This window comes from Nonomuraea sp. NPDC003560 (genome assembly GCF_042878785.1).
GTDB lineage: Bacteria > Actinomycetota > Actinomycetes > Streptosporangiales > Streptosporangiaceae > Nonomuraea.
The window spans coordinates 276,872-291,684 of record NZ_JBIAOF010000002.1; the positions used below are offsets into that span (position 1 = coordinate 276,872).

Genomic DNA, 14,813 nt, shown 5'->3' on the forward strand with positions numbered 1-14,813 from the left:
GGGTTCGGCGCGGGCCGGCAGAGGTGTGGCGAGCCCGGTTACGGTGGCGGCGAGCAGGAAGCTCACGCAGGCCCGAACCAGCCAGGCCGTCGGCCGCCTTCTTGCTCCGCCCGGTTCATGGCGGCAGATCATTACGCGCCCACGATGCCTTTGAGGATGGTCACCAGCAGTGGGGCCAGGGCGGCGATGCCGTAGCCGAGGGCGGCGTAGCGCAGGCCCTTCTTGGCGGCCTCGACTTCACCGGGGTCGCCGCCGGCCAGGATGTAGCGCACTCCTGCGACGGTGAGGAACAAGGTGGCGAGTGCTACGAGGAGGCCGACGATGACGTTGCGCAGGTTGTCGATCACCGCGTTCAGCGAGGACGGAGCCGCTGCCATGCTGACCGAGTTCAGGCTGGTGGTGTCGGCGTAGGCGTTAGCGAAGGCGACGGCGTGGACGATCACGTATTCGAGCAGGGTGCCCATGACGAGACCGCCGAGAACGACCAGAACGATGAGACAGATCTTGAGGCTGTGGGCGTGCGGAGAAGTGGTGCGGCGTGGGCGGATCATGTGCTGCCTCCCAGAGCGGTGGAGCGGAGCGAGCGGCGGTCGCGGTCGCGGGCGGGCGACGGCGCGGGCCGATGGTGCGGGCCGATGGTGCGGGCCGATGGTGCGGGCCGATGGTGCGGGGTGAGGGCGGCGCGGAGGTGCCAGGCCCGGCGACGGGGCCGGGTGGGCGTCCTCCTTCGAGGTGCGGAGCGTGGGCTGGGCCGGGTGACAGGGACCGGTGACCAGGTACGGGTCCCGCTGCCGGGCTCGGCGATCTTCCGCGCTGCCTTCACCTGTCCAAAGACCAGGTCGAAGCGTCGAGTTAGGACATGGTGGCCAGTGGATTTTGCGTGGTGTTTGCTGGCAAACTCGCGCTGGCGCCGGTCCGATCGCTACAGGGTGCGCTTGAGGAACGCCTGGTAGAGGGCGTTCTCGGCGCGCTGACGGCGCTTGAGCGCGGTGCAATACAGCAGGCCGCGGCGGCGGCAGTAGGAGCTGAGCGAGACGCCCTCCAGCCGGGTCAAGCCGATCAGCTCCGCCTCATCCCGCGTGATGACCCCTTCGGCGACCGCTTGGGCGAGCAGCAGGTCGGGGTGGCCGGCCGGGTAGGTGAGCGGCTGCTGCCCGCTCTCGGCGCGGTCGAGCAGGTCGGGATCGGCCAGTGGACGCGGCGGCTCGATGGCGAGGGTCCGGAGCACGGCGAACTGTGTCAGCCGTGACAGCCGCAGCAGCGGGTGAGACCAGGCAAGGTTCACCCGGACCAGGGCTTCCATGAAGGCGGTCAGGACTTCGGCTTCCAGGTCTTCCTGGTCCATGCGGGCGAGCCGGTCCGGATGGCCGATCTGTTCGGCGTGGGTCTTGTTGGTCAGAGCGGTGACGAGGCGGCCCAGCATGGGGCGGGCCAGTGCGACAGCGGCGACCATCCACACGCCCCGGTGCGTACGGGCCTGCGTGATGAGGTGCCGCCACACGTGGTCGCGGGTGGTGCGCGTGCAGGACGGGTGCAGCAGCAGGTGCCGTAGTTCGCCCAGCGGGATGAGCCGGGCGGGGAGCCCTTCCCCGAGCGCGGCTCCATCGACGGCCAGCGGTTGCGGGCCGCGCATGAGCAGCTCGAACGCGTGCCCGGCCACGTCCAGCGGCAGCGAACTCGTGGTCGTGACGGCCGAGGTGGTCGACATGGCGGTGGTCGAGGTGGTGTCAGTGGAGAGACGGACCGAGGTGTGGCTGGGCGTGCTGTTGACGGTTGAGCTGGCGAGGTGTGCAGACCGGCTGGTCGAAGGGTGAGACATGGCGACGCTCCCGAGGGACGAGTTCGGTTCGGACGTCGCCATCCCGCCAAAGGCCCTGGGCAAGAACCGGACGAGAAATGATCAGACATCGGGCATGGCAAAGATCGCGCCAGTTTCGGATCACGTCTCAGAAGCAGAGCTGACCTGCGGAAACGTCAGAAACCTGCGGTCCGTGCCCGCCGATCCGAGCGAAGGCGCATCCCGTGATTCTGCATGCGGAAACGGGCTGACCTGCGGGAACAGGATGAGACCGAAACTCTCGCGTCAAGATTGCGTCAACCGGTTGGACCTGGCTCGAACCGAGGGACCGCACCTGGCTTGGTCAGGAGCCTTCATCGCGGTCGTCCGGCCGGGTGATGGGCTGGCTGGTGCGAAACATGCGGGCCTCGTGCTGGGCGCGGGTGATGACGGCCGAGACGGCCTCGGCCGCACGGCGGCCTGCCAGCTGGCGGATCTCCTGGGGCGGGTCCCGATCGTCGATGATGAAGAGGGTCCCGTTGTCGGCGACGTGAGTGCGTACGCGCCAGCCAAGCCGGCGTCCGGCTGCTCGTGCGGCCCGTCGCAGGTCGGCGAGCTCTCCCAGCTCGATCACGGCGTCGTGGGTGAGGATGAGCTGGCCGTAGAAGCCGCGGTACTCGGGTTTGAGGCCGGCGGTCATCATCGCCTTGAGCTGGTCGACGAGCTTGGTGAAGCGGCGTTCGGCCAGCTCATCCTTCCGGCCTGCCATGTGACCCCACCTCCCGCTGACACGGCTGGGCCGTGTCTTCTCAGCGTAGGCGGATGCCGCCGACAGGTGGCGGCCAACCGGGATGAAGGTGGGCGACGGAGACTGCCCGAGGGGTGTACGGCACGTGCACAAGAACGCTGTGACCTGCGGAAACGTCAGATCGAGTGCGGGATCATCGGCGACGGTAGGGCGTATGTGCTGGCCCGGTGTGAAAGGCGGCCAGGCCAGCACATCCCCGAACGGACTGGGCCCCTCCAATGTCCAGCCCGCCCGTACGGGCCGGACCCGCCTCGGTATCCGACCCGCAAGCACACCAGTATCAGCGTGACAGGACGAATACGGAAGGTGAGCAGCGGAATTGAGATGCGGAGATGCGCTCTTCCCGATGGGGTACGTCCTCGAAGCCCTGGTGTTCACCGGAGGCTGCGCCCGTCCCTGCCAGAGGACGGGCGCGCAGAGAAGAGCAACCGGAGGTGTTCACGCGCACATGGCGGAGCCACATGGTAGCGGCAAGTACTTGTCGAACTTTTGCTTGACGGCCTGTCCTAACACAGGCTCTCGGGCCGGTATTTGGATCAGTGACAGGGATCGCTGACCCGGTACTCGGGCCACACCCACATGACCGAACCGACCACAACCTCTTCGTCCAGCACCTCCGCCCCAGCTACCGATCTCTTTCGGGAACTGTGCGTAAGCCGCGACGTGCAAGACCGTTCACGAGGGCATCTGCCGCTGACCGTGTGGCTGGCCGCAGCCGACACCGAAACGGCCGCCACCTGCCAGGCGGGTTGCTGCCACCCGGTCTCCGGTCCGCTGGCCCGTCATCTGATCGCCGCCTGCGCCCGCATGGGCGAGAGCGTCATCCATCTGGGCGCCACCGATCACCAGGTCATCTCGGCCGCGCTGACGGCGGGCTGCCTGCCGGTGGCCGTCTTCACCGACGCGGGCCGGGCGGGGGTGATCTGGACCCGGCTGGCGCGCACCCACCCCGGCTACGACCTGGAAGTCACCGACCTGCGCGTCACCGACCCCGCAGACGACGGGCCGTCAATGCTGGCCGACCTGGCGGGGAACGGCAGCCTGGTGGTGGCCGAGCGGCCCTGCCCGCAGCCGCTCGCCGCGGGTGGTCGGCCAGACTCCAGCGCTGAGGCGCAGGTCCTGGACCTCGCCGACGTGGCGGGGCTGGTGAAGCCGGGCGGGCATCTGGCCGTGGTGACCGGCCTGCACCGCGCCGGCCGCGTGGTCGATCCGCTGCCGGAGATCATCGCCCGAGCGCGTGAGGCGGGGCTGGCGTATCTGCAGCACATCATCGCCCTGCACCAGCCCGCTCGCGGCGAGCACATCGAACCGGACCACCTGCGTCACGGCCTGGCCACCCTCCAAGAACTTCCGGCATGTGCCGGACTGCCTGCCAGCACCCGCGTCCACTCGGACGTGCTGCTGTTCACCCGCCCACGAGGGCTCGCCGAGCCGCCAGAACCGACGACACCTCCGGCGGGCAGTACTGCTTCGCCAGTCGCTGCCAGGGGCGTTGCCCCGGTGGGAGGTGGTCGTTGATGGCCGAGGTGACGACGTCGGTGTGGACGACCGGGCAGCAGCCGTCGCGGGTGCAGCGGCGCGGCCGGTATCTGCCGGAGTCGATGGGGCATCCGGGCAAGATGCTTCCCTCGATCGCCGCTCGGGTGATCGGCACCTACACCCGGCCGGGGGAGCTGGTGGTCGATCCGATGTGCGGGATCGGTACCACCCTGGTCGAGGCCGCGCATCTGGGCAGGCACGTCGCGGGGGTGGAGTACGAGGAGCAGTGGGCGCGGCTGGCGGTCGCCAACCTCGCCCACGCCAGGAAACAGGGAGCCGAAGGGTTCGGCCGGGTGGTGGCCGGGGACTCACGCAACATCGCCCGGCTGCTGCCGGACCTGGCCGGGCGGGCGGCCCTGGTGCTCACCTCCCCGCCCTACGGCGCTCACACCCACGGGCACATCCGCTCCACGCGCGATACCGGCGAGCCGGGCGTGCGCAAGTGGAACCACCACTACTCGGCCGATCGTGGCAACCTCGCCCATCAGCAACTTCCGGCGCTGCTGGAGGGGTTCGGCCGCATCCTGGCCGGATGTAAGGAACTGCTGCGCCCCGGCGGGGTGGCGGCGATCACCGTGCGGCCGTATCGGGTGCGGGGCGAGCTGGTCGATCTGCCCGGCCACGTCCACCAGATCGCTCAGGAAGCCGGGCTGGTGCTCGCCGACCGGATCGTGTGCCTGCTGTGCGGGCTTGGCGACGGCCACCTCCTCAACCGAGCGTCGTTCTTCCAGCTCCACGAGGCACGCAAGGCATGGGCGCGCGGCCTGCCGATCCACGCCATAGCTCATGAAGACCTGCTCATCTTCCGCGCGCTTGCGGAGCCCGCGGGTTCACGGAGACCGAAGGATCTTCAGCAGGAACTCCAGGGTTCGTCGGGGGACATCTCGGGCCTGCGAGACGGCGGCGAGCCGGAGTAACACGTCAGTCGTCCCTGTTCCCGGCCCGGATTCGGGCCAGGAACAGGGGTTCGTGCCCTGACCTGCGGATTTCGCTACACGGGCCATGAAGGTGGGCGTCGATACCGCCGCCACCAACCCCGCCCCGCACCCCGGCATGCCGGGGCTGTGACCGCCCCGTCGTCCACGGGACGGCCGCCCCCGGCTCCGCGACGGGACGCGGGCGGGGCGGCGGCGTAGCGCCCACCACAGCCCGCACCTGCCGGACGGGGCCGCGCATCCCCGCGCGGTACGGATCGGCCCCTGTCTATCAACGCGCATGGAGGTGACACATGACCAGCACAACCCCGAACCAGCCCCTGCCCGCCGAGGCGATGGAGCGGCCGGAGGTGGTGAGCCTGCTGACGGCCGGGCGGCTGCTCGGCATGGGCCGCACCAAGGCATACCGGCTCGCGAAAGCGGGCGAGTTCCCCTGCCGGGTGCTGCGCATCGGCGGCAGGTACGCCGTGCCGGTGCGCGGGCTGCGGGCGCTACTCGACCCGCCAGCAGAGCAAGTCGATCACACCGGGCCGGACAGCAGCAGCCACCCGGCAGGAAAGGAAGGATGACCACGATGGGCGCAACCTCAGACATCGCGTCTCAGACAGCCATGACGGCAGGGAGGGAGGCGAAGGTCGCCAAGGGCACCACGTTCAAGATCTGCGCCTGCGTCGACCCCGAGACCGGCAAGAACATCAGCAAGACCTGCCCGAAGTTGCGCACCGGCCACGCCAGTGGCGGCCGACGGTGGAGCTCAACGCACGGCACGTGGGCCTACCAGCTCGAGCTGCCCGCGCACGCCGACGGCAGGCGGCGCACCCCCCTGCGGCGGCGCGGGTTCGCCACGCTGGAGGAGGCGGAGGCGGAGCTGGATCACGCCCGCGGCCTGCTCGCCCTCGACCCCGACCCAGCGGTGCGCAGGCAGATCACCGCGCTGATGCTGTCGATGCTCAAGGACACCAAAAGCCTGCCCGACACCGAAGAGGTGCGGCGTAAGGTCCGCACTCGCCAAGACCTCAACCGGCACGTCACGGTCGCGGAGTGGCTGGAGGAGTTCCTGGGGCGCAAGCGCGCCATCGAGCCGACCACCAAACGCGCCTATGAGTCCCACATCCGGCTCTACCTGAAACCGTACCTGGGCGACGTCCGGCTGGACCGGCTGCGGGTGTCCGACATCGCGGGCATGTTCGATGCGATCGAGGAGTTCAACGACATCATCGCCACCGAACGCGCCAGCGGCGACCCCGCCCGCGTGCAGGCAGTGCGATACCGGCGTCCGGTCGGCCCGACGACGATGCACCGTATCCGGGCGACGCTGCGGCACGCGCTCAAAATCGCGATCCGGCAGGATCGGCTGCTGGACTTCAACCCCGCCGCTGTTGTCGAGCTCGCCGCGGTGACCCGGCCCAAGCCGGTCGTCTGGACGGAAGAGCGTGTCACTCAGCGGCGTGCCGACCATGCCGGCCATCTGGAGCGGCTCAAGCGGGCCACGGGAGGCAAACGGGTTGACCCGGTCGCCGCCTACATCGGCGCGCCCCGCCCCTCACCGGTGATGGTGTGGACACCTCAGCAGCTGCAGCAGTTTCTCGCCTACGCACGCAACGACCGCCTGTTCGCGCTCTACCGGCTGTATGCGATGTGCGGGCTGCGGCGAGGGGAGGGCGTAGGAATCCGCAAGCCGGATGTCAACTACTAGTGCCGCATCAGGCAACGTTCGCCCTGTCGACTACTTCGCGGAGGCGTTCGTCGGCGGCGTGCTTGTTCCGCCAGATGATGTAGCGGCGGATCATGCTGCCCTGCTCCTTGTGGCTGGCATGGTCGGTGCCGTCGAGGGCGAAGTAGCGCAGGGCGGTGAACTGAGCCTCGATGCGGTTGAGCCAGGAGCTGTTGGTCGGAGTGTAGGCGAGCTCGACGTTGTGGGCCGCGGCCCAGTCGCCGACCCGAGTGTCCTTCTTCGTGGTCAGGTGTGGAGAGAAGTTGTCGAGCACGATCGCGATACGGACCTCCGACGGGTAGAGGCTGCGCAGGTAGCGGCAGAATTCCAGGAACCTGGCGCGGTTCTTCCTCGGCTTGACGTGCCCGTAGAGCTTGTCCTTGCCAAGGTCGCAGGCGGCGAACAGGTGCCGGACCCCGTGCGGGCGGGTGTACGTCGCCCGCCGGCGGGGCCGGGGCTCACGGTCGGATCCTTGTGCCTCCCGCCGCGCTCGGCCCACTGCCGCCCAGGATGGGGCTGGAGGTTGAGCGGGCCGAACTCGTCCAGGCACAAGACGACTTCGGGCTCGCCGTCCTCGGGTATGACCTCGCCGTCGGCGATCGCGTAGAGGTGCTCCACGCGGGCCTTCTTGGCGGCATAGTCCGGGTCACGGGAGGTCTTCCAGGTCTTTACGCGTTGAAAGGAGACGCCCTCCTCGCGGAGCAGGATGCGCAGGCCCTCGTGGCTGATGTCGTCGATCACCCCCTCGGCGACCAGGAAGTCGGCCAGCTTGGCCAGACTCCAGGTCGAAAACGGCAGGCCATGCTCGGCCGGCTTGGACTTGGTGATCTTCTTGATCTCGCGTCGTTCGGGGAGGGTGAAGGTCCTGGGCCGTCCGCCCTTGTACTTCGGGTAAAGAGCCTCGAAACCGTCGTCATTGAAGTTGTGGATCACATCGCGGACCCGGTCCGGACTGGTGAACGTCACCTCGGCGATCTTCGCTACCGACATGCCCTGTGCGGACAGCAGTACCATCTGCGCGCGCCGCCAAGTCACGACCGAGCCGGCGCGTCTGCGGATGATCCGCAGCAGCCGCCGGCCCTCGTCGTCATCGATCGCATGAACCCCTACTCGTTCCGTCACCCGCACAGCCTGGCGCTTCCCGATTGGGCGCACCAGCATCCTGCGCATGCGGCGCTGCAATGGCGCCGCCGCGCAGGGCCGCGGGGTGGCGCAGGGCCGCCCCGGGCAGGGGGACCATCCCGAAGCGGGCGTAGTAGGGCTGCAGCGGTGCGTCACACAGCAGGTCCACCGAGTAGAACCGTTCCGTGCCTTCCAGGATGCGGCGCATCAGCTCGGTTCCGATCCCCCGGCCCTGGTAACCGGGGAGGACCTCCAACCAGGGGATCGCCGCGGTGAGCACGCCATCACTGATCATGGTTACGAAACCGACGACGCGACCAGCGGTGCTGTCGATGGCCACCACCGCACGGAAGCTTCCGTGCAGCACCGCCAAGTGCTGCGCAGGCGAGGCTGGCCGCGGCCAGCCGACGAAGAACCCGCGCAGCATCCCCTCACCGACCTCGGCGATGTCATCGGTATAGCGGATCACGCCCAGCCCCCACGAAACGACCCTGATGATCAAGCAATACCTTACGCGTCACACGGGGCAAACATTGCCTGATGCGGCACTAGGCATCGCGGATCGGGATTCACTGGCAGATCACCCAGCTCGGCTGGGACCCGATCCAAGGGACACCGAAGACGGACTCCAGCGACCGCGAGATCGCCGTCGACGCCGAGAGCATGGCCTTGCTGAAGGAACACCACACGCGGCAGGCGAAAGAACGGCTGGCCGCGGGCGAGGATTGGGTCGAGTCGGGGTTCGTCTTCACCGACGAGCTCGGCCGGCCTCTGCACCCTCAGCATGTGACCGATCGCTTCTACCAGATCTGCTACCAGGCCGGGCTGCCGCCGATCCGGTTGCACGACCTGCGCCATCTGGCGGCCACCGCGATGCTGGCGGCCGGGGTGGACATCAAGCTCGTGCAGGAGGCTCTGGGGCACAAGACCGCGTCCTTCACCCGTGACACCTACACCAGCGTCTACCCCGAAGCCGCCGCAGCCGCGGCCGAGGCGACCGCCGCGTTCCTGACAGGATCGCCGGTGCCCGCGCCCCGGCCGGTCCCACCCCGGCCGAGCACAACCCGAACCCGGTCCAACGCCGAGGTGGGACAGGCCGGTGGGTCAGTAGTGCCCCTGCCGACCAGGCCAACCAGCTAGCTGTATCGCCTCATCAGGGCAGGAAGGACGAGATGTAAGCGGAGGCCGGTCAGCCGCACAGGGGGAGCGGCCTCCGCTCTCTTCCACTTCTCATCGCAAGTCGGGTCCTTCGGGCGGGGATGATGCGCCCGGCCGCTGCTCGTGACCCACGGCGGACGCCTTCCCGAAGGCCGGGTCCGGCGGCAGCATCCTTGGGAAGGGAGGTGCTTGCCGCCGGACGATTGCGGGGGTGGGCGGCCCCTCGCGTCACGGCCTCCGCTGCCGCGACGCTCTCCTCCCCGTAAGGGGCCGCCCTGGCGACGATCAGGCGGACGGGGGCACCCGCCGTGATCGCCTTCGGGAGGTGGCTGGCCGTTGTCCTCTTCCGGCCGGCCACCCTGAGGCGACCGCGTCCGCGCTCGCGCGTGAGGCGTTCGCGGTCACCGCTATCTCGGGAGCGCACCGGCCCGCCTGGGCCCGGTCCGGCATGCTCGCGAGAAGTCGGGGGTGCCCTCACCCGGCTTCTCGGACGTGGCCGGGTAAGGGCGCTGTCAGCCACAGGGATCCGCCCGCTCAGCTGCTGTGGCTGACAGGGCTCGGGACCCGTCCGGCGTCGGCCGGTCGGGCCGGGGTGTGTGCCCTGACGCCGTACGGCGGCGGCGAAGGACGCCTCCCGGGCTCGCGCCCCGGGTGGGCCACGCGCCCTGGGGCGGTCTACGCCTGTGGGGTCAGGCGGGCGGCCGGTACGGCCGGGGTCAGCACGTGGCCGATCCGTACGACAGCGGCGGCCATGTCATCGACACCGGTGATCTGTTCGGCCCAGGACCACCACAAGCTCCACTCGCCATCGAGCGGCGCGGCGGTGACCACCTCACACAGCGAGGCGCAGTCAGGGTTGATGACCCGTAGGCGCGGCATCAGCCCGGCAGGGGTAAGAAGGCGGGCGTGCAGGCCTCGTTCCTCCAGCAAGACTCGCAGCTCGGCGAGGTAGGTGGCGGCTTGCTCGGCCACGTCGGCGGGGATGGGTTCGGGCATGACGATCTCCCACGAGGATGGGCTGGAACGGTCAGGATTCGGGGGGCTGGTTGCGGCTGATCGAACGCCGCGCGAGGTAGACCTTCCGCGCGATCACTGCAACGACGCCGAAGAGGATGACGCCGAGCACCGCCTGGGACACCGGCCGCGCCAGGCTGGCGGGAGCCAAAAGAACGAAGGCAACGAACCCACCGGTCAGGAGCAGCGCCAGCGCGGAGAGCACTTTGTCACGGGACATGGGAAGCCTTCCTGTACGAGAGATGGGAAAAAGCGTTAGGTGGGGATCGCGGGCCGAGGCGATCACTGGCTGAACAGGGAGCGGTCGTTGGTCTGTCTGCGGCGGGTCCACCAGTGGTGCCCGAGCACGGCAACGACGAAGACGCTCGGCCCCAGCACGAGCACCGCCACGATGACCGGGAGCGGCACGCTTCCGGGGGAGGCGGTGATCCAGCCGCCGAATCCGGCGGTGATGAACAGCGGTAAGAGCACGATCAGGTGATGGCGTCGCACAGAAGCTGTTCCCTTCTCTGATGTCAGCCAGAACTCCAGGGAGAGGCTCGGCCGCTGGCTAGATCGGGGCGTGGAAGAGTTCCTCTAGCTGCGCCGGGGTGGGCTCCCGGTCGAGGTGGCACCACACGCAGCGGTGTCCACCACTGGGCAGTCGGTGGCTTCCCCACCGGCCGCGCGACAGGTTGTCCACGATCGCCAGCCCACGCCCGTGCTCGGAATGCAGATTCGGCCCCTGCATCGGGATGCGGGCCGGTGCCGAACAGCGTGAACCGGGATCGGTCACCACCAGCCGCAGGACGGACTCGTCCTGAGACAACTTGAGCGTGATCTGCCCAGGGGAGCCGTCAGCAGTGGTGGCGTCGGCGTACTTCACGGCGTTGGTGACCAGCTCCGAGGTCACCAACATTGCGATCTCGAAGGCGGCACGCTCGGTTCCCAGCCACGCACGAACCGTCTGCCGTGCCAGATATGGTGCCTGATCGCTGCACGGTAGCTGGGCGAATCCGAGTTCCTCAAAGTGGATGATGGGAGTCGTGGGATAGATCACCGAATTTGCCTCGCTACTTCCCGATCACCGCTGCTTCTACGTGAAGAATGCGCGAAATGATTAACACGTCTGCTCGCCGCTTCGTGTAGCTGGTCAGCGTGGTTCAAGCTGGCCTGAGGAGACCATCTCAGAAAACGCCTGCGTGATGGTCCCAATGCAAAGCACTTCCCAGGCACGAACCAGGTGTGCTACTACACATGCCTGTGCGTTTCTCGTGTGTTCTCGGGAAGGGGGCTTCTCTACCATGGAAAACAGCGAGCCGGAACCCGAATTGAAAGCACCGAGAGTTGAATTCGGTGCCCATCTTCGTGATTACCGCATAGCGGCAGGGAAGCGGCAAAAGGAACTCGCTGCAATGCTCGGCTGGTCGGTATCGAAGATCAGCATGGTCGAGCGTGGAGAGCGCCCAGCGCATGAAGACTTCGTCCGCGCCGCCGACTCTGCACTTGGAGCAGATGGCGGGCTGCTAGCCCGTTGGCGCGAGACCGTCGAATACGCCACCCGATGGCCCATCTGGTTGGCTCAACTGGCGGAGATCGAACAGCAGGCAGACACCCTGCAAACCTGGCAGCCACTGATCGTTCCTGGCCTGCTCCAGACTCCGGAGTATGCACGAGCCATCTTCAGCGGCAGACCCGCCATCACCTCTGACGAGGTCGAACACAATGTCGCCGCACGCTTGGAACGCCAGCGTGTACTTCAGCGTGACAGGGGGCCTACCCTATGGGCGATACTGGATGAAGGAGTCCTGACCCGACCGACCGGCAGTGAGGCGGTGATGGCCGAGCAGATGGCTCACTTGGCCGCCCTGGATGAGCACCCCCGCATCAACATCCGCGTGCTCCCGCACAACTCCTGGCTGACCACCGGCTTGCAAGGAGCTTTCATTCTCGCTGGCGGGCCAGGGATGCCAGATATGGTCTACCTCGAGTCCATCATCACAGGCCAGATCACGGCCGACAGCGAACGCGTCCGCGAGGTCAGGCTGAAGTACGAGATGCTGCACAACGAAGCCCTGCCCCGTCGAGCTTCGCTGCAGCTCATAAGGGAGATGGCAGAGAAATGGACGAACTGACCGAAGAACTTCTCAAGAACGCTGCATGGCGGAAGGCCACCCGCTCTGGCGATAGCGGTGACTGCTTGGAAGTGGCGCCCCTGCCTGACGGCCGGGTGGGCTTGCGCGACACGGAGCGCCTCGATCTCGCTCCGTATGTGGTCTCACCGTCGGTCTGGGCAGCGTTCGTCGATGGTGCGAAGAAGGGTGAGTTCGACTTCTAGTACATGCCGTCACGGGAGACGGCCGGAGGCTCTTCGGTACTAGCCGAAGACCCTCCGGCCTTCCACGCGATCGTGGCCATCTTGCGGGCGGCCTGCCGCCGACGACGACCGTGTGATCCGCATCCCCTCCACCTGACACGGCACGTGCCACCGCCGACGTCGTCCCTGGACGCGGCCTCGCCGACACGCCGTCCCGCCGATCATCACGTCTTCTCTTAACGCCTGCTCACAGCCCGTTGATTCAGACGCGAAAAGAGTTCCTCCCGCGCCTGCCATGTCACCAGGTGAGCATCAGTGACTTCAGGCCGAAGATGGCGTTGAAGGTGCGGTACTCGACCTGGTCGAACGGGTCGGCCAGGGCGAGGCGGGGGAAGCGCCGGAACAGGGCGGGGAAGGCGATGCGCATCTCCGCGCGGGCCAGCGGCGCGCCGAGGCAGTGGTGGACTCCGTGGCCGAAGGCGAGGTGGCCGAGGTCTCCGCGGGTGATGTCGAGGCGGTCGGGGTTGTCGATGAAGGCGGGGTCGCGGTTGGCGGCGGGCAGGGAGGCGGTCACGAGTGAGCCTGCGGGGATGGTCTGCCCGGCGATCTCCACGTCGGTCGTGGTGATGCGGGGCGGCATCGTGTGCAGGATGGACAGCCAGCGCAGCAGCTCCTCCACGGCCGGTTCGATCCGGGCGGGATCGTCGCGGACCAGGGCGAGCTGGTCGGGGTGGCGTAGCAGGGCCAGGACGCCCAGGCCGAGCATGTTGGCGGTGGTCTCGTGCCCGGCGATCAGCAGCAGGCCTGAGATGCCGATGAGCTCGTCGGTGCTGAGGTCGTCGCCGTGTTCGCGGACGAGCATGCCCAGCATGTCCTCGCCGGGGTGCGCCTGCGCTTTGGCGACCAGGCCGGCCATGTACGCGCGGTTCTCCTGCGATGCCGCGAGCCGCTCCTCCATCGGCGATGACATGTCCAGCATGCGGGCGGAGCGGGCCTGGAACTCGCCGCGGTCGGAGTAGGGCACGCCCAGCAGTTCGCAGATCACCAGGGACGGCACCGGCAGCGCGAAGTGCGCGACCAGGTCGGCCGGTTGGCCGGCTTGCTCCAGGTCGTCCAGGGCGGCTTCGACGATCTCGGTGATGCGTGGTTCGAGCCGGCGCATTCTGCGCATGGTGAACTCGGCGGTGAGCATCTTGCGTAGCCGGGTGTGCTCCGGCGGGTCGAATCCGATCAGGTTGCCGGCTCGCAGCCGGGCCTGCTCCTCCTGACTGACCTCACTTCCGGCGCGCAGGGTGAATGGGGCGGGCCTGTTGCTGCTGAACCGGACCGGGTCCGACAGCATCTGGCGGACGTCGTCGAAGCGGCACAGCAGGTAGGCGGGCACGCCGAACGGTGTCATCGTCTGCACGACGCCTTCGCCGTCGCGGATCCGGGTCAGCTCCTCGACGGGGTCGAACCCGTCGCGTCGCATCTGGATCGGCAGATGTGGAGCTTCGGTCATGGTCTGCTCCTTGCGAGGTGGTGGGTGGGGCCTACGTATGCTCGATCCCGGCTGCGGGGGTGGCGACGGCGCGCAGGAACGCCTCGGAGAAGACCGCGCAGGTCTCCTCCACGCTGGGCAGGTCGAAGCCGGGGACCTGGTCGATGGCCGGGCGCAGCACGAAGTGCATCACGGCCGGGGCGATCAGTTGCTGGATGAGCAGCGGCAGCGGTAACGGGCGGATGCGTCCGGTGGCCATTTCGTCGGCCAGCCATCCGCCGAGGCCGGCGAGCTTGCGGGGGGTGAAGTGCTCCAGCAGGCGCCGCAGGGCGGGCTCGCCCGGGCGGGCCAGCGCTTCGGCGAGCATGGCCGGCATCACCCTGGGCTCGCGGGTGAGCGCTTCGGCCAGCAGCAGGTAGATCCGGTTCACGGTCTCGCTCAGGTCGGCGGGCGTGCCGGTGATCACGTCGTCGATATTCAGGAGCGGCATGTGGCGTTCGAAGATGGCCCGCAGTAGCTCGTCCCGGCCGCCGAAGGTGACGTACAGGCTGGGCAGCGAGCAGCGGGCGGCGGTGGCGACCGCGTCGAGGGTGAGGGCGGCCAGGCCGTGCTCGCCGATCAGGCGGGCGCCCGCCTCGATCGCGCGTTCGCGGACCGGGCGCTGCCCGCCGGGGTCCACCCCCGCGGCGCGTACCGCCGCGTCGAGGGCCTGGCGGGTGCCGCCGACACGGCGGAGCAGAGTGCTGCGGGAGACGCCGGCCTCCTGGGCGATCGCCAGGACGGGCACGTCGGCCACGTCCTTGCCCAGCCGTTCGGCGGCCCGCAGGGCGGCCTGCACGAGGTCGACGGGAACGCGGCCGTCGGTGTCCGGCATCCTCGCCTCCTCTGGACCGCCATCGTCTCGCTGTGACACACTGATAATCATAACATTAACTGAAGTTCCAAAGCTGGACTCGGCAGGAGAAGCGCG

The 14,813-nt window shown here is 68.3% G+C and carries 18 protein-coding genes and 1 pseudogene; 7 read left to right on the plus strand and 12 right to left on the minus strand.

The window, feature by feature from the left end; all coding sequences use genetic code 11:
* Window positions 1–131 precede the first annotated feature (131 nt).
* The 3 genes from ACFYUV_RS06670 to ACFYUV_RS06680 form a co-directional block, all read right to left on the minus strand.
* A complete protein-coding gene (locus ACFYUV_RS06670) occupies window positions 132–551 on the minus strand; it encodes a pilin (RefSeq protein ID WP_387665753.1) in 420 nt (139 codons plus the stop codon).
* Window positions 552–922: 371 nt separating this feature from the next.
* On the minus strand, window positions 923–1,708 hold the full coding sequence (locus ACFYUV_RS06675) for a hypothetical protein (RefSeq protein ID WP_387665756.1): 786 nt from the start codon (window positions 1,706–1,708) through the stop codon (window positions 923–925).
* 433 nt (window positions 1,709–2,141) lie between these two features.
* Complete coding sequence (locus tag ACFYUV_RS06680) at window positions 2,142–2,546, minus strand: hypothetical protein (protein WP_387665758.1); 405 nt, start codon at window positions 2,544–2,546, stop codon at window positions 2,142–2,144.
* 618 nt (window positions 2,547–3,164) lie between these two features.
* Between ACFYUV_RS06680 and ACFYUV_RS06685 the strand changes: the two genes are divergently transcribed.
* The 4 genes from ACFYUV_RS06685 (at window position 3,165) to ACFYUV_RS06700 (ending at window position 6,755) form a co-directional block, all read left to right on the plus strand.
* Window positions 3,165–4,103: a hypothetical protein gene (locus ACFYUV_RS06685; RefSeq protein WP_387665760.1), complete on the plus strand. Its 939-nt coding sequence runs from the start codon at window positions 3,165–3,167 to the stop codon at window positions 4,101–4,103.
* Window positions 4,103–5,041 (plus strand): DNA methyltransferase, encoded by a 939-nt coding sequence (locus ACFYUV_RS06690; protein ID WP_344219840.1) that lies wholly within the window; start codon window positions 4,103–4,105, stop codon window positions 5,039–5,041. Before ACFYUV_RS06685 ends, ACFYUV_RS06690 begins: the two co-directional genes overlap by 1 nt.
* Window positions 5,042–5,352: 311 nt before the next feature.
* Window positions 5,353–5,628, plus strand: a complete 276-nt coding sequence (locus ACFYUV_RS06695) for a helix-turn-helix transcriptional regulator (protein ID WP_387665762.1) — start codon at window positions 5,353–5,355, stop codon at window positions 5,626–5,628.
* Window positions 5,625–6,755 carry a hypothetical protein gene (locus tag ACFYUV_RS06700; protein WP_387665764.1) on the plus strand — a complete coding sequence of 377 codons (1,131 nt, stop codon included), beginning with the start codon at window positions 5,625–5,627 and terminating at the stop codon, window positions 6,753–6,755. The genes ACFYUV_RS06695 and ACFYUV_RS06700 overlap by 4 nt, the downstream gene beginning before the upstream one ends.
* A 7-nt stretch (window positions 6,756–6,762) precedes the next feature.
* Here the strand turns inward: ACFYUV_RS06700 and ACFYUV_RS06705 are convergent, their stop codons facing one another.
* From ACFYUV_RS06705 to ACFYUV_RS06715, 3 genes and pseudogenes are all read right to left on the minus strand, one after another.
* Window positions 6,763–7,323, minus strand: coding sequence for a transposase (locus tag ACFYUV_RS06705; RefSeq protein WP_387665767.1), 561 nt, complete (start codon window positions 7,321–7,323; stop codon window positions 6,763–6,765).
* Window positions 7,305–7,943, minus strand: a pseudogene (locus tag ACFYUV_RS06710) (helix-turn-helix domain-containing protein); the annotation flags it as partial. The gene ACFYUV_RS06705 and the pseudogene ACFYUV_RS06710, both read right to left, overlap by 19 nt.
* Window positions 7,861–8,397 carry a GNAT family N-acetyltransferase gene (locus ACFYUV_RS06715; protein WP_387665769.1) on the minus strand — a complete coding sequence of 179 codons (537 nt, stop codon included), beginning with the start codon at window positions 8,395–8,397 and terminating at the stop codon, window positions 7,861–7,863. The pseudogene ACFYUV_RS06710 and the gene ACFYUV_RS06715, both read right to left, overlap by 83 nt.
* A gap of 140 nt (window positions 8,398–8,537) precedes the next feature.
* On the opposite strand from ACFYUV_RS06715, the gene ACFYUV_RS06720 reads away from it, so the two are divergent.
* On the plus strand, window positions 8,538–9,035 hold the full coding sequence (locus ACFYUV_RS06720; protein ID WP_387667456.1) for a tyrosine-type recombinase/integrase: 498 nt from the start codon (window positions 8,538–8,540) through the stop codon (window positions 9,033–9,035).
* A 693-nt stretch (window positions 9,036–9,728) separates the two neighbouring features.
* On the opposite strand, the gene ACFYUV_RS06725 is transcribed toward ACFYUV_RS06720, so the two are convergent.
* The 4 genes from ACFYUV_RS06725 to ACFYUV_RS06740 form a co-directional block, all read right to left on the minus strand.
* Window positions 9,729–10,049, minus strand: a complete 321-nt coding sequence (locus tag ACFYUV_RS06725; protein ID WP_387665771.1) for a hypothetical protein — start codon at window positions 10,047–10,049, stop codon at window positions 9,729–9,731.
* 31 nt (window positions 10,050–10,080) lie between these two features.
* Window positions 10,081–10,287, minus strand: coding sequence for a hypothetical protein (locus ACFYUV_RS06730; RefSeq protein ID WP_387665773.1), 207 nt, complete (start codon window positions 10,285–10,287; stop codon window positions 10,081–10,083).
* Between the two features lie 62 nt (window positions 10,288–10,349).
* Window positions 10,350–10,559: a hypothetical protein gene (locus ACFYUV_RS06735; RefSeq protein ID WP_387665776.1), complete on the minus strand. Its 210-nt coding sequence runs from the start codon at window positions 10,557–10,559 to the stop codon at window positions 10,350–10,352.
* A gap of 58 nt (window positions 10,560–10,617) precedes the next feature.
* Window positions 10,618–11,106, minus strand: coding sequence for an ATP-binding protein (locus tag ACFYUV_RS06740; protein WP_387665778.1), 489 nt, complete (start codon window positions 11,104–11,106; stop codon window positions 10,618–10,620).
* 244 nt (window positions 11,107–11,350) lie between these two features.
* Here ACFYUV_RS06740 and ACFYUV_RS06745 point away from each other — a divergent pair, with 244 nt between their 5' ends.
* Together ACFYUV_RS06745 and ACFYUV_RS06750 are read left to right on the plus strand one after the other, a co-directional pair.
* Entirely contained in the window at window positions 11,351–12,181 is an 831-nt protein-coding gene (locus ACFYUV_RS06745; protein ID WP_387665781.1) for a helix-turn-helix domain-containing protein, read from the plus strand.
* Window positions 12,169–12,384 carry a DUF397 domain-containing protein gene (locus tag ACFYUV_RS06750; RefSeq protein ID WP_033411412.1) on the plus strand — a complete coding sequence of 72 codons (216 nt, stop codon included), beginning with the start codon at window positions 12,169–12,171 and terminating at the stop codon, window positions 12,382–12,384. Before ACFYUV_RS06745 ends, ACFYUV_RS06750 begins: the two co-directional genes overlap by 13 nt.
* 277 nt (window positions 12,385–12,661) lie before the next feature.
* Here ACFYUV_RS06750 and ACFYUV_RS06755 read toward each other — a convergent pair whose 3' ends face one another.
* Both ACFYUV_RS06755 and ACFYUV_RS06760 read right to left on the minus strand, forming a co-directional pair.
* Window positions 12,662–13,864, minus strand: a complete 1,203-nt coding sequence (locus ACFYUV_RS06755; RefSeq protein ID WP_387665784.1) for a cytochrome P450 — start codon at window positions 13,862–13,864, stop codon at window positions 12,662–12,664.
* A gap of 31 nt (window positions 13,865–13,895) precedes the next feature.
* Complete coding sequence (locus ACFYUV_RS06760) at window positions 13,896–14,717, minus strand: TetR/AcrR family transcriptional regulator (protein ID WP_387665786.1); 822 nt, start codon at window positions 14,715–14,717, stop codon at window positions 13,896–13,898.
* Between the last annotated feature and the right edge of the window lie 96 nt (window positions 14,718–14,813).

Bases quoted from the DNA above. Each gene is read 5' to 3' on its own strand.
- ACFYUV_RS06745 (WP_387665781.1), top strand. From the start codon at position 11,351: ATGGAAAACAGCGAGCCGGAACCCGAATTGAAAGCACCGAGAGTTGAA.
- ACFYUV_RS06760 (WP_387665786.1), bottom strand. From the start codon at position 14,717: ATGCCGGACACCGACGGCCGCGTTCCCGTCGACCTCGTGCAGGCCGCC.
- ACFYUV_RS06750 (WP_033411412.1), top strand. From the start codon at position 12,169: ATGGACGAACTGACCGAAGAACTTCTCAAGAACGCTGCATGGCGGAAG.
- ACFYUV_RS06670 (WP_387665753.1), bottom strand. From the start codon at position 551: ATGATCCGCCCACGCCGCACCACTTCTCCGCACGCCCACAGCCTCAAG.
- ACFYUV_RS06755 (WP_387665784.1), bottom strand. From the start codon at position 13,864: ATGACCGAAGCTCCACATCTGCCGATCCAGATGCGACGCGACGGGTTC.
- ACFYUV_RS06675 (WP_387665756.1), bottom strand. From the start codon at position 1,708: ATGTCGACCACCTCGGCCGTCACGACCACGAGTTCGCTGCCGCTGGAC.
- ACFYUV_RS06685 (WP_387665760.1), top strand. From the start codon at position 3,165: ATGACCGAACCGACCACAACCTCTTCGTCCAGCACCTCCGCCCCAGCT.
- ACFYUV_RS06680 (WP_387665758.1), bottom strand. From the start codon at position 2,546: ATGGCAGGCCGGAAGGATGAGCTGGCCGAACGCCGCTTCACCAAGCTC.
- ACFYUV_RS06690 (WP_344219840.1), top strand. From the start codon at position 4,103: ATGGCCGAGGTGACGACGTCGGTGTGGACGACCGGGCAGCAGCCGTCG.
- ACFYUV_RS06730 (WP_387665773.1), bottom strand. From the start codon at position 10,287: ATGTCCCGTGACAAAGTGCTCTCCGCGCTGGCGCTGCTCCTGACCGGT.
- ACFYUV_RS06725 (WP_387665771.1), bottom strand. From the start codon at position 10,049: ATGCCCGAACCCATCCCCGCCGACGTGGCCGAGCAAGCCGCCACCTAC.
- ACFYUV_RS06695 (WP_387665762.1), top strand. From the start codon at position 5,353: ATGACCAGCACAACCCCGAACCAGCCCCTGCCCGCCGAGGCGATGGAG.
- ACFYUV_RS06700 (WP_387665764.1), top strand. From the start codon at position 5,625: ATGACCACGATGGGCGCAACCTCAGACATCGCGTCTCAGACAGCCATG.